Annotated in this window: 3 protein-coding genes and 1 pseudogene; all 4 read left to right on the top strand. The window is 69.3% G+C overall.

What is annotated here, in order from left to right; all coding sequences use genetic code 11:
- Nucleotides 1-869: 869 nt before the first annotated feature.
- The 4 genes and pseudogenes from ACZ5IK_RS39745 (at nucleotide 870) to ACZ5IK_RS39730 (ending at nucleotide 14,230) form a co-directional block, all read left to right on the top strand.
- Nucleotides 870-1,667: a helix-turn-helix domain-containing protein gene (locus tag ACZ5IK_RS39745; protein WP_465492410.1), complete on the top strand. Its 798-nt coding sequence runs from the start codon at nucleotides 870-872 to the stop codon at nucleotides 1,665-1,667.
- Nucleotides 1,668-1,868: 201 nt separating this feature from the next.
- The gene (locus tag ACZ5IK_RS39740; protein WP_465492409.1) at nucleotides 1,869-2,732 is read left to right on the top strand and encodes a prephenate dehydrogenase; all 864 of its coding nucleotides are present in this window, start codon (nucleotides 1,869-1,871) and stop codon (nucleotides 2,730-2,732) included.
- A 145-nt stretch (nucleotides 2,733-2,877) separates the two neighbouring features.
- Complete coding sequence (locus ACZ5IK_RS39735; protein ID WP_465492408.1) at nucleotides 2,878-4,824, top strand: ABC transporter ATP-binding protein; 1,947 nt, start codon at nucleotides 2,878-2,880, stop codon at nucleotides 4,822-4,824.
- A pseudogene (locus ACZ5IK_RS39730) lies at nucleotides 4,821-14,230 on the top strand (amino acid adenylation domain-containing protein). The gene ACZ5IK_RS39735 and the pseudogene ACZ5IK_RS39730 overlap by 4 nt, the downstream one beginning before the upstream one ends.
- The last annotated feature ends 318 nt before the right edge of the window (nucleotides 14,231-14,548 follow it).

The following is a 14,548-nucleotide window of genomic DNA, read 5'->3' as shown; positions in this document are numbered from 1 at the left end:
GTGCCTGCGAACAGCCTAGCCAGGGACGTCTTGGCAAGCGTGTACTTGGGCGCTGTACTTATGTTCCGCGGGCGAGTCAATAGCGGATGCGAAGTTTCGGATATTGATCTTGAGAGCCTACTTCGCTACGAAAATCACACTGTTCGTCAATTGCCGACATGGATTGTTCATGCCATGCTGCGATGGTGCGGACCGACGGGGGCTGACAAGGTGCGCGCTCACTGGGGACTGAGGGGGGTGCGACGGTGACTCGCGACCACGAGGCATTCATAGATTTCACCCGGTGAACCCTGATCTGTGCCGGTATGGAGAACATAGGATCGGACCTGTCCGAGACTTCGCGCTGTAGCGGGTGTCGGTCTCGTCGGGCTGACCGGGTGTCGGCCTCGCCGGACTGAAACCGATGAGCGGTCGTCTGCGGAGATCATCGTCAGGGCGATGGGAGGAAGCCCCGCAGCTTCGGTAGTTCGTCGGAAAGCGCATCACCGGTCATCTGGGAGACCGTGGAGGCGGCTCGCGTGAATGCGGGTCTGCCCGGTGGTGCCCGAGGGATCCTCACCGTCGAGGACACCCCGCCCCGCGGCCGAGGCCGGCGCTGGACGGGTTCATGGTGTCCAACCACCGAAGCCGAACACTTGGACGGTGGGGTTCCGTGCCGTATCGCAAAAGTCGAGATAAACAAAAGATTCAATGGGGGCTAGGTGGATCCGACGAGAGTTGACCTATTCGCTCTCCCTGTCGTCGAAATCGAGCTGTCCCGGCTGTCTTCGGCATGTTCGCCACGAACCTCGGGCGAGGATCCGGAGCACGTCGAGACGCTGTTGTCGGCGGAGTGGGAGCTACCGCCCATTCTCGTTCACCGACCGACGATGCAGGTGGTCGATGGCCTGCACCGGTTGAAGGCGGCACGAGTCCGAGGCGATACGAAAATCATGGCGAGGTTCGTCGACGGCGCCGAGTCCGACGCCTTCGTCCTTGCCGTGGAAGCGAATATCCGGCATGGCCTGCCGCTTTCCCTCGCGGATCGCAAGCGGGCGGCCGTCCAGATCATCGGGACGCATCCACAGTGGTCGGATCGGCGGGTGGCCTCGGCGACCGGGATCTCGGCCGGCACGGTCGCCGATCTGCGCAAACGTGGTGGAGAAGATGGAAACGGGGCCAGGATCGGCCGGGACGGGCGGATCCGTCCGGTCGACAGTTCGGAGAGGCGGCGGCTCGCCGCGGACCTCATCCGCAACGATCCCGGCCTTTCGCTCCGGCAGGTCGCCAAGCAGGTCGGCATCTCCCCGGAGACGGTCCGGGACGTGCGGGGCAGGCTGGAGCGTGGCGAGAGCCCGACCCCGGACGGCACCAGGAGATTGCGGGCCAAGCCGGACCCGTTGAGCCTGACGGAATCCGACCTCGGCCACACGCTGGACCGGGAGCGTCTCACCGTGCTGGAGCGGCTCAAGGCCGATCCCGCGCTGCGGTTGAGCGAGGTCGGCCGGATCCTGCTGCGCATGCTCGCCATGCACTCCATGGACGGGCAGGAGTGGGAAAGGATCCTGCACGGTGTCCCGCCGCATCTGTACGGCGTGGTCGCCGGGTTCGCCAGGGATCACGCCCGGGTCTGGGCGGGTTTCGCGGATCATTTGGAGAGCCGGGCGACGGACCTGGCCGCACGATGATCGCGGACGACATCGTGTAGGCCTGGCAGTCGTGGCGAAGGGGGCTTTTTCCGCTGTAGGCGGGGAAAGTCCCCTTCGTTTCATGAGGACTGTCCAAAAGCTTACTCGTCCCCGCGGGTTGGACAGGCCGTCCGGCGGCGAACCTCGCGGTGCCCAGCCCTGCGGCTCGACATCGCGAGGGGAGCCGCCTAAGAAGTAGCGGTGACCATCGAGAAGGCGCTTGTCGTCGGCACCGGACTGATCGGTACTTCAGCCGCGTTGGCCCTTCAGGAGAAGGGCGTGACGGTCCACCTCTCCGACGTCGACGCGCACGCCGCGCGACTCGCGTGTGAGCTCGGCGCCGGCCGGGAATGGACCGGCGAGGAAGTGGATCTGGCGTTGATCGCCGTACCGCCGCATCTCGTGGGGGAGCGGCTGGCCGAACTGCAGAAGCAGGGGGCCGCGCGGACCTACACCGACGTGGCCAGCGTCAAGGTCGATCCGATCGCCGACGCGGAGCGGCTCGGATGCGATCTGACCTCTTACGTACCGGGGCATCCTCTCGCCGGCCGGGAACGGTCCGGCCCGGCGGCGGCCCGTGCGGATCTGTTCCTGGGCCGTCCCTGGGCACTCTGTCCCGACACCCGGACGGACGCGGCCGCCTTGCGGCTGACGCGCGAACTGGTGTCGCTGTGCGGGGCGAAGGCGGTCACCGTCGGCGCGCGCGAGCACGACGCGGCGGTGGCGCTGGTGTCGCACGCGCCGCATGTGGCGGCCTCGGCGGTGGCGGCGAGCCTGGAGAGCGGCGACGACGTCGCGCTGAGCCTCGCGGGACAAGGCCTGCGTGACGTGACCCGGATCGCGGCCGGGAACCCCTTGCTGTGGCAGAAGATCCTTTCCGGGAACGCGCTGCCGGTGGCGGACGTGCTCGACCGGATCGCGGCCGATCTCGCCTCGGCGGCCTCGGCGCTGAGGTCCGGTGACACCGATGGCGTGACGGACCTGCTGCGGCGCGGTGTGGACGGCCACGGCCGGATCCCCGGCAAAAACAGTGGTCCGGCGCCACCGGTGCCCGCGGCGCTCTAAGCTCGGCCGAAAGACTGTCGCTTGTGGACGGTGCGTGTCGTCGTGCGTTCGCGTACCGGAGATGTTCGCTTGGCACCACTCGTGGACATCGACACGATTCAGCACGATTGAGATCGCCGACTTCGTGTGTGAGAGGGATCCCCAAATGGAAGTAATGTTGCGCTTCGGGGCGTCGCCCAAGAGCGATGACGACCCCGATCCCTGGTCGAACCGGGTCCGTCCGGGGACGGTGCGCAGGGTCCTCACCTATTTCCGCCCGCACGTCGGCAAGGTGTCGATCTTCGTTCTCATCGCCGCGATGGAGGCGTTCGTCGTCATCGCGACTCCTTTGCTGATGAAGGAACTCATCGACGGCGGCATCCTCAAGAACGACTTCGGGGTCGTGATCCTGATGGCCGTCCTGACCGCCGGGCTGGCCATCGCGGGTGCGCTGTTGTCGCTCCTGTCGGCCTATGTCTCCGCGAAGATCGGGGAAGGCGTCACCTACGACCTCCGGGTGCAGGCGCTCGATCACGTCCGGCAACTGCCGATCGCGTTCTTCACCCGCACCCAGACCGGTGTGCTGGTCGGCAGGCTGCACACCGAGCTGATCATGGCGCAGCAGGCGTTCGGTCATCTGCTGATGGCGGCCACCAGTGTGGTCACGGTCGTGCTGGTGCTGGCCGAACTGTTCTACCTGTCCTGGCTCGTCGCCGTCGTCACGCTGGTGCTGGTCCCGCTGTTCGTCCTGCCCTGGATCTGGGTGGGGCGGATCATCCAGCGGCGCACCGGAACGCTGATGGAGACGAACGCCGGCCTCGGCGGACTCCTCCACGAGCGGTTCAACGTCCAGGGCGCGATGCTCTCGAAGCTCTTCGGCCGCCCGGACGAAGAGATGGCCGACTACCGGGTCCGTGCCGGGAAGATCCGCAAGATCGGCGTGAGCATTTCCATCTGGGCCCGGATGTCCTTCGCCATGATGGCGCTGATGGCCTCGGTCGCCACGGCGGTCGTCTACGGGGTCGGTGGCGGGCTCGTGATCGAAGGGGCGTTCCAGCTCGGCACGCTCATCGCCATCGCCACCCTGCTCGGGCGGCTGTTCGGCCCGATCACCCAGCTGTCCGGGCTGCAGGAGACCGCGCAGACCGTCGTGGTGAGCTTCTCCCGGATCTTCGAGCTGCTCGATCTGAAGCCGCTGATCCAGGAACGCCCCGACGCCGTCGCGCTCAAGAAGGACGAGGCGCCGGACATCGAGTTCGACGACGTCGTGTTCCGGTACCCCACCGCGGACGAGGTCTCGCTGGCCTCGCTGGAACACCTGAGGACCAAGCGGGAACAGGGCGAAGTGGCGGCGGATGTCCTGCGCGGCATCAGTTTCCACGCGCAGGCCGGAACCCTCACCGCGCTCGTCGGCCCGTCCGGGGCGGGGAAGAGCACCATCACGCACCTGGTCTCCCGGTTGTACGACCCGAACTCGGGAGCGGTCCGGCTCGACGGGAAGGACCTGCGGGACCTCAGCTTCGACTCGATCCGCGGCACGGTCGGCGTGGTCAGCCAGGACGCCTACCTCTTCCACGACACGATCCGGGAGAACCTGCTCTACGCCCGCCCGACGGCCACCGAGGAAGAGCTGATCGAGGCATGCAAGGGTGCCCAGATCTGGGACCTGATCGAGTCTCTCCCGCGCGGGTTCGAGACCGTCACGGGTGATCGCGGCTACCGGATGTCGGGCGGGGAGAAGCAACGGCTGGCCATCGCGCGGCTGCTGCTGAAGGCGCCCACGGTCGTCGTGCTCGACGAAGCCACCGCGCATCTGGACTCCGAGTCGGAGGCCGCGGTCCAGCGGGCACTCAAGACCGCTCTGCGCAGCCGGACTTCGCTGGTGATCGCCCACCGGCTCTCCACGATCCGCGAAGCCGACCAGATCCTCGTGATCGACGGCGGAGGGGTCCGCGAACGCGGGACGCACGACGAGTTGCTGGCCGCGGGCGGTCTCTATTCGGAGCTCTATCACACGCAGTTCGCCCGGCCGGAGAACAACGCGGCCAAGCCGGAACCCGAAGAAGAAGAGTTCGAGCCCGAGCCGGTGGACACCGTGGTCTACGGAGGTTGACGATGAGTTCCGCAGCGCAGGCCAGTCCGACGGTGCTGGATCTTTTCGCCCGGCGAGCGGGCCGGACACCCGGCGCGGTGGCCGTGTCCGACGGGGAACGGGTTCTGACGTACCGGGAACTCGACGACCTCGCGGGCAGGCTGGCCGGCCGGTTGACCGGCCGGGGCGTCCGTCGTGGCGCCCGGGTCGCGGTCATGCTGGACCGGTCGGCGGACCTGCTGGTGGCGCTGCTCGCCGTCTGGAAGGCGGGAGCGGCGTACGTCCCGGTGGACGCCGCCTATCCCGCGCCACGGGTGGCTTTCATGGTGGCGGACTCGGACGTCTCCCTGATGGTGTGCTCGGCCGCGACGCGCGACGCGGTCCCCGAGGGGATCGAGTCGATCGTCGTCGCGGACGAGGAACCGGGCGACGAGCCCCCCGCCGTCACGGCACGCCCGGAGGATCTGGCGTACGTGATGTACACGTCCGGCTCGACGGGCACCCCGAAGGGCGTGGCCGTCCCGCACCGGAGTGTGGCGGACCTGGTGGGGAATCCCGGCTGGGCGATGGAACCCGGCGACGCGGTCCTCATGCACGCGCCGCATTCCTTCGACGCGTCCCTGTGCGAGATCTGGGTGCCGCTCGTGTCGGGTGCCCGAGTGGTGATCGCCGGGCCGGGGCCGGTGGACGCCCGGCGCCTGCGGGAGGCGATCGCGGCCGGGGTGACGAGGGCGCATCTGACCGCGGGCAGTTTCCGTGCGGTGGCGGAGGAATCGCCGGAATCGTTCGCGGGGCTCGTCGAGATCCTGACCGGCGGCGACCTGGTGCCCGCGCACGCGGTGGAGCGGGTGCGCGACGCCGCGCCGGAAGCGCGGATCCGGCATCTCTACGGCCCGACGGAAACGACGCTGTGCGCCACGTGGCACGTGCTCGAACCGGGGGACGCGCTGGGCTCGGTGCTGCCGATCGGCCATCCTCTTCCCGGCCGGAAGGCGCACGTGCTCGACGCGTCGCTCCGCCCGGTGGAGCCGGAGATGATCGGCGATCTGTACCTGTCCGGCGACGGTCTCGCCGACGGCTATCTCGACCGGCCGGGGCTGACGGCGGACCGGTTCGTGGCGGATTCGTTTTCGCCGGGCAAGAGGATGTACCGGACCGGGGACCTCGCCCAGTGGACGACCGACGGAGAGCTGCTGTTCGCGGGCCGGGTCGACGACCAGGTGAAGATCCGCGGATTCCGGATCGAGCCCGGTGAGATCGAGGCCGCGCTGACCGCTCAGGCGGACGTCCACGAGGCCGTGGTGGTGGCGATCGACGGACGGCTCATCGGTTACGCGGTGTCGGACGTGGCTCCCGCTCTCCTGCGCGAGCGTCTCGAAGCCGTGCTGCCCGAGTACATGGTCCCGGCCGTGGTGATCACGCTGGACACGCTGCCGCTGACCGGCAACGGCAAGGTGGACCGGGCGGCGTTGCCCACGCCCGATTTCGCGGCGACGGCGGGCGGCCGCGAACCGGCCACCGAGACCGAACGCGTCCTTTGTGGACTGTTCGCCGAAGTCCTCGGCATGGAACGGGCCGGTGTCGACGACGGTTTCTTCGAGCTGGGCGGGGATTCGATCCTCGCGGTGCGCGTGGCGGCAAGGGCGGCCAAAGCGGGCCTGCTGGTGACGCCGTCGGACATCTTCGGTGAGCAGACTCCCGCGAGGCTGGCCGCCGTGGCGCGTGCCGTCCCGGCCGAAGAGCTCGCTGACGGTCCTCTGGTCGACCTGACCGCGGAGGACGCGGCGGAACTGGCGATCGCCGTCCCGGACGCCGTGGAGGTCTGGCCCTTGGCGCCGCTCCAGGCGGGACTGCTCTTCCAGACGACCCTCGACGACCAGGGTCCCGACATCTACCAGACACAGTGGATCGTCGAGCTGACCGGACCGCTGGACGTCGTCCGGCTGCGGGGCGTGTGGGAATCGGTTTTCGCGCGGCACGACGAACTCCGGCTGACCTTCCACCGCCTCGCGTCGGGCAAGGCGGTGCAGGCCGTCGCCGGCCACGTCGTCCTGCCGTGGCGCGAAGTCGATCTGACGGACGCGAGCGACATCGACGAGGCCGTCAAGGCCCTGTCCGCGGAAGAACAGCGCGAGCGGTTCGACCTCGCCAAGGCGCCGCTGTTCCGGCTGGTTCTCATCCGGGTCGCGCCGGACCGGCACCGCCTGCTGGTGGTCAATCACCACATCCTGACCGACGGCTGGTCGGTGGCGGTCATCCTCAACGAGGTCTCCGAGGCCTATACCTCGGGCGGACACTTCCCGGACCGGACGGGTGCGGCGTCCTATCGCGACTACCTGGCCTGGCTCGACCGGCAGGACAAGGAAGCGGCGCGCGCGGCCTGGCAGGCGGAACTGTCCGACATCGACGTGCCCGCGCTGGTCGCCAAGTCGGACACCGGGACGGGCTACGACTACCGCGTCACCCATCTTTCGCCGGAGCTGCACACCCGGCTGACCGGGTTCGCGCGCGATCACGGGCTGACGTTGAACACGGTGGTGCAGGGCGCGTGGGCGCTCGTGCTGGCGCGGCTCGCGCGGCGGACCGACGTGGTGTTCGGCACCACGGTCGCCTGCCGCCCCGCGGAACTCCCGGGCGTGGAGTCGATGCCGGGGCTCATGATGAACACGATCCCGGTCCGGGTGTCGCTCGACGGCGGGAAGCCGGTGGTGGACCTGCTCGCCGAGTTGCAGCGCCGTCAGGTGGCTTTGATGCCGCATCAGCACCTGGGGCTGACGGAGATCCAGAAGACGGCCGGACCCGGCGCGATGTTCGACACGCTGCTGGTGTTCGAGAACTACCCGCGGGACTTCGCCGACCAGTTCACGTATCTGGGCACGGTCGAGGGAACTCATTACCCGGTGACCGTCGGTGTCATTCCGGGAGAACGGTTCAGGATCCAGCTCGCCTACTGGCGCGGGCAGATCGACGAGGCCGTCGCCGATGCGCTGCTGGACTGGTTCGTCGGCGCCCTCGACTCGGTGGCCGCCGCTCCGTCCGGGCTGGTCGGCCGGGCCGACATGGGCGCGATTCCGTTGCCTCCCTGGAAGCCCGCGCTGGTGGAGGGGGAGCCGCTGCCGTCGTTGATCGGGCGGATGGCGGCGGAGCGGCCGGACGCGGTGGCGGTCGCGGACGGCGCCGGTGACCTGACGTACGCGGAATTGTGGGACCGGGCGGAGAAGTTCGGCGCCTTCCTGCGGGCTCGCGGGGTCGAGCGGGAGCGCCGCGTCGGGCTGATGGTGGGCCGGTCCGCGTGGTGGCTGATCGGGATGCTGGGGGTTTCCCTGGCGGGCGGCGTGTTCGTCCCGGTGGACCCCGCGTATCCGGCCGAACGCGTGAAGCTGATCTTCGGCAGCGCTGATCCGATGCTGGTGGTGTGCCAGGGAAAGACCCGCGACGCGGTACCGGAAGAGTTTTCGGACCGGATCGTGGTGCTCGACGAACTGGAGCTGTCCGGCGTCCCGGACGCGGTACTGCCGCGGGTGGGCATGCGTGACGCGGCCTACGTGATCTACACGTCGGGGTCGACGGGAACGCCGAAGGGCGTCGTCGTCACGTACTCGGGCTTGGGCAACCTGGCGATGGCGCATATCGAACGGCTCGCCGTGACGCCGTCGTCCCGGGTCCTGCAGTTCGCGGCGCTCGGCTTCGACACCATCGTGTCCGAGGTGATGATGGCGCTGCTTTCGGGCGCGACACTGGTGATGCCGCCGGACGAGGACCTGCCGCCGCACGCTTCGCTGACCGACACGCTCGAACGGTGGGACATCACGCATGTGAAGGCCCCGCCGTCGGTGCTGGCCACCGTGGACGCGGTGCCGGACCGGCTGGAGACGGTGACCGCGGCGGGCGAACTCTGTCCGCCTGGACTGGTGGACCGCTTTTCGGCAGGCCGCCGGATGATCAACGCCTACGGGCCGACCGAGACCACCATCTGCGCGACGGTGAGCTTCCCGCTGGCGCCGGGCGGGGAGGTGATCCCGTTCGGGGGACCGATCGCCGGCGTCCGCGGCTATCTGCTGGACGCGTTCCTGCGGCCGTTGCCGCACGGGATCACGGGTGAGCTGTACCTGGCCGGGATCGGGGTGGCGCGCGGGTATCTCGGCCGTTCGGCGCTGACGTCCGAGCGGTTCGTCGCCGACCCCTTCGTCCCGGGTGAGCGGATGTACCGGACGGGCGACCTGGCGTACTGGACCGACGACGGCGAGCTGGTCTCCGCCGGCCGGGCCGACGACCAGGTCAAGATCCGCGGGTTCCGGGTCGAGCCCCGCGAGATCGAGTTCGCCCTGTCCAGCCGTCCCGAGGTCACCCAGGCCACGGTGACCGTCCGCGAAGGCCGTTTGGTGGCCTACGTTTCGCCGGGCGACGTCGATCCGGAGGCGCTGCGGAAGGAACTCGCGGCCAGGATGCCCGCGTACATGGTGCCCGCGGCGGTGATGGCGCTGGACGTCCTGCCGCTGACACCGCACGGGAAGATCGACCGGAAGGCGTTGCCCGAACCGGACTTCTCCTCGAAGACGGTCGGCAGGGAGCCGTCGACCGAGACCGAGCGAATCCTTTGTGGAGTGTTCGCCGAGGTGCTCGGGCTGGACCGGGTCGGTGTCGAGGACAGCTTCTTCGAGCTGGGCGGCGACTCGATTTCGTCCATGCAGGTCGCTTCCCGCGCGCGTCGCGACGGGATCTCGCTGACCCCGCGGCAGGTGTTCGAGCACCGGACCCCCGAGCGGCTCGCGCAGCTGGTGGCGGAAACGCCTGTGCCGCAAGAGGATCGTCCGACCGTCGAGGACGGTACGGGCGAGGTCGCGCTGACGCCGGTGATGCGGCTGTTCGGGGACGGGGTCGCGGGAGCGAAGTTCGCGCAGTGGGTCGTGCTGGGCGCGCCCGCGGAGCTCACGGAAGACACGCTGGCCGCGGGACTGGCGGCGGTGCTGGACACCCACGACATGCTGCGGGCACGGGTCGTCGACGGCCGGCGTCTGGTGGTCGGTGAGCGCGGCTCGGCGGCCGCTGTGGTCACGCGGGTGGCGGCCGAGGGCGGCTCGCTGGACGAGGCCGCGGCGGACGCGGCACGCGAAGCCGTCGGCAGGCTGGAACCCTTCGCGGGGGTGATGGTCCAGGCGGTGTGGTTGGACGCCGGGCCGGATCGCGTGGGACGGCTGGTCGTGGTGGCGCATCACCTGGTGGTCGACGGGGTCTCGTGGCGTGTTCTGGCGTCGGACCTGCGAGCGGCGTGCGAGGCCGTGGCCGCGGGGCGGGAGCCGTCGCTCGAACCGGTGGGAGTGTCGTTCCGCCGGTGGGCGGGTCTGCTGGAGGAGTGGGCCGTCTCCGCCGAGCGGGTCGCGGAACTGCCTGTGTGGCAAGCGATTCTGGGGGAAGAGCGGCAGCCGGAGCGGGCCCCGGCGGGGACGGTACGTTCCCGGTCTTGGGTGGTTCCGTCGGACGAGACCTCGGTTCTGGTGGGGCGTGCTCCGGTGGTGTTCCACTGCGGGGTGCACGAGGTCCTGCTGGCCGGGCTGGCGGGAGCGGTGGCCCGGTGGCGTGCCGCGGACACGGTGCTGGTGGACGTGGAAGGCCATGGCCGCCACCCCGTCGAGGGAATGGACCTGTCCAGGACGGTGGGCTGGTTCACCAGTTCGCATCCGGTCCGGCTGGAGGTGGCCGGGATCGACCTCGACGGGGTGCTGGCCGGCGACGCGGCGGCCGGGACGTTGCTGAAGGTGGTCAAGGAACAGTCGCGGGCGGTGCCCGGCGACGGGCTCGGCTATGGACTGTTGCGGTACCTCAACCGTGAAACGGCACCGGTGCTGGCGTCCTCGCCGTCGGCGCGGATCGGGTTCAACTACCTCGGCCGGTTCGTCGCCGGTGACGAGAGCGACGTGCGGGCGTGGCAGCAGGCGGGCGAAATCGGCGGTTCGATGGACCCGGGCACGCGGCTGCCGCACGGCCTGGACGTCAACGCGATCGTCCAGGATCTGCCGGACGGTCCGGAATTGATACTCATGCTGGAATGGTCGGACGACTCGTTCGACGAGGCCACTGTCGAACGACTGGTCCAGGAATTGCTGGCCGTGTTGTCCGGGCTGGCCTCTCAAGCGGATGATCCCGCCGCGGGCGGGCACACCGCGTCCGATTTCGGCCTGCTCGAATTGGATCAGGACGAGATCGAGGGCTTCGAAGCACTAGCAGCGGAACTCAGCGAAGGCCGGGCATCGTGAACACTTCGACCAACTCCCCTGGATCGGCACTGACGGAAGTCTGGCCGCTGTCCCCGATGCAGGCGGGAATGCTCTATCACGCCTCCTTGGACGACGAGGCGCCCGATCTCCACCTCATCCAGCAGTCGCAGATCATCGACGGCCCCTTGGACACGGAGCGATTCCGGAAGTCCTGGGAGACCGTCCTCGACCGGCACGCGGCGCTTCGGGCGAGCTTTCACCGGAGGAAGTCCGGCGAGACGATCCAGCTGATTCCCAGGACGGTGAAACTCCCCTGGGCCGAACGCGATCTGTCCGACCTGTCCGAAGAGGACGCGCTGGCCGAGGCGACCGTGATCGCGGAGAAGGAGCGTGCCGCGAAGTTCGACCTCACGCGGCCTCCGCTGCTGCGGCTCATGCTGATCCGGCTCGGCCCGGACAAGCACTGCCTGGTGACCACCAGCCATCACCTGCTCATCGACGGATGGTCGCGGGCGGTCATGGAGGCGGATCTCCTCGAGATCTACGCGGCGGGCGGGGTGGCCGCCACCCTGCGGCCGGCGGGCTCCTACGGGAACTACCTGGCCTGGCTGGGAAAACAGGACAAGGAAGCCGCGAAGGCCGCCTGGCGCGAGGAGTTGGACGGTGCCGACGGATCGGCGCTCGGGCTCCCGGAGACCCCGGGAAGGGCGCCGGGGCTGCCGTCCGGCGAGGTGATCCGCCATTCGCCGGAGTTCACCACCGCGCTGGCCGAGTTCGCCCGAAGGCACGGGCTGACGCTGAACACGCTGGTGCAGGGCGCGTGGTCGCTGGTGCTGGCCCGGCTGGCTCGCCGTCGTGACGTGGTGTTCGGCGCGGTGGTCTCGGGGCGTCCGGCCGAGTTGCCCGGCGCGGAACAGACCGTGGGGCTGTTCATCAACACCGTGCCCGTGCGAGTGCGGTTGGACGGCGAGCAGACCGTTCTCGAGCTGCTGACGGAACTTCAGGGGCGGCAGTCCTCGATGATGGCTCATCACCATCTCGGGCTGCCGGAGATCCAGAAGCTGGGGGAGGCGAGTTTCGACACGATCGTCGTGTTCGAGAACTACGCCGATCCGGCGGCGGGATCGGCCTCCCCGTCCGGTCTCAGCCTGACTCTGAGGGACTTCAACCAGGCGACGCCGTACGCGATCACGCTCGGCGTCATGCCGGGCGAGAGCCTCGAGATCGAATTGCAGTACCACGCGGACGTCGTGGGCGACTCCGTCGCCAAGGCGGCGCTCGACGGGCTCACTCTCGTGCTGGAGCGGATGATCACGGACCCGGGGACGGCTGTCGGCCGCCTCGACGTGCTGGGTGACGCCGGGCGTGAGCTGGTGGTCGAACGGTGGAACCGGACGGACGACACGGTGGACGCGGCGTCTGCGGTGGAGCTGTTCCGCCGTCAGGTGGAGAAGGCCCCGCACGCGACGGCGGTGCAGGCCGGGGACCGGACCTGGTCGTTCGAGGAACTCGACGAGTGGTCCGGCAGGCTCGCGACGGTCCTGATCGACCGGGGCGTGCGCCGGGGCGACCGCGTCGCGGTGGTGCTGGAGCGGTCGGTGGAACTGCTGGCCGCCTGGCTCGCGGTCTGGAAGGCGGGAGCGGCGTTCGTCCCGGTCGACCCGGACTATCCGGCGGACCGGGTGGCGTTCATGCTGGCCGACTCCGCGGTCACGGCGGTGGTCTGCCGGGCGGAGGCCGTGAGCGCGATGCCGACGGAGTACGCGCGGCTCGTCGTGGACGAACCCGTCGAGGGTGACGTTTCCCTGGTCCCGGTGGGCAAGGACGATCTGGCGTACGTGATGTACACGTCCGGATCGACCGGGACGCCGAAGGGGGTCGCCGTCTCGCACGGCGGCGTGGCGGCCCTGGTGGGCTACGCGGTGTGGGACCTGCACCCCGGCGACGCGGTGCTGATGCACGCGCCGCACACGTTCGACCCGGCGTTGTACGAGGTGTGGGTGCCGCTCGTGGCGGGTGCGCGGGTGATCCTCGCCGACCCGGGCGTGATCGACGCGCAGCGGCTCGCCGCTCACGTGGCGGACGGCCTCACCTCGGTGAACTTCACCGCCGGGCAATTCCGCGCGCTGGTCCAGGAAGCGCCGGAGTCCTTCGCGGGGCTGCGCTACTTCCAGACGGGCGGGGACGTGGTGCCGCTCGGCGCCGTGGAGCGGGTGCGGCAGGCGTGTCCCGAATTGCGGGTCCTGCACACGTACGGCCCGACGGAGACCACGTTCTGCGCGTCGTGGAAGGTGATCCGGCCCGGTGACGAGCTGGGGTCGACACTGCCGATCGGCAAACCGCATCCGGGACGGCGCCTGTACGTGCTGGACGTCTTCCTGCGCCCGCTGCCGCCGGGCGTCGCGGGTGATCTGTACATCGCGGGCGCCGGGGTGGCGCACGGCTATCTCGGCCGGACCGCGCTGACGGCGGAACGGTTCGTCGCCGATCCGCATCTGCCGGGCGAGCGGATGTACCGCACCGGGGACCTGGCGTACTGGAACGACGAGGGCGAGCTGGTCTTCGCCGGACGGGCCGACACCCAGGTCAAGATCCGCGGTTTCCGCGTGGAGCCGGGTGAGATCGAGGCGGTGCTGGCGGACCAGCCGGGCGTCGACGAGGCGGTGGTGGCGGTCCGCGACGGACGCCTGATCGGGTACGTCGTCTCCGGTTCCGGAGCCGATCCGGTGCGGCTGCGCGAGCGGCTCGCCGGACTGCTGCCGGAGTACATGGTGCCCGCGGTGGTGATGGCGGTGGCCGCGCTGCCGGTGAACGGGAACGGGAAGGTCGACCGGAAGGCGTTGCCGGAGCCCGATTTCAGCGGACGGGCCGCCGGACGGGATCCCGTCACGGAGATCGAGCGCCTGTTGTGCGAGCTCTTCGCCGAGCTGCTCGGCCTGGACCGGGTCGGCGCGGACGACAGTTTCTTCGAGCTGGGCGGGGATTCGATCATCTCGATGCAATTGGCGGCGCGGGCCCGCCGGGACGGGATGACCTTCGGCGCGCGTGAAGTGTTCGAGTACCGGACGCCGGCGGGACTCGCGTCGTTCGTCGAACTGGGGGAGGAGCCCGCCGATTCCCCCGACGAGGGGAAGCCCGCCGCCGATTTCGAACTCGTGGACATGGACAAGGGCGAGATCGACGAATTCGAGGCGGAGTTCGACGCCGTATAGCGGACTTTCGAGTCAGCGCGTCCGGATGAGTAGTACATGAAGGCCCCCTTCCTTGCGTCTAGCGCAAGGAAGGGGGCCTTCATGTACTACCGGTGGGGCAAGAGCGGCGCGGGTTCTATTGAGGGGTAAGTCAAGGCGTCCTTCGCCGCGTCCGATGCCGAGCGGCCGTGTCGCGAAAGCCACTTTCGGGACATCAGACGTCCCGAAAGTGGCTTTCGCGACATCGGTGTGGCGGTGACCCACCACGCCACTCGCCATTTTCTTGCGGGCCCGTTGGACATGTTGTCCGGGTCGTCCCTTCGGGCGACGATTCTGTGG

This window comes from Amycolatopsis sp. NPDC031561, assembly GCF_055580625.1.
This window is presented reverse-complemented; position numbering and strand designations above follow the sequence as displayed.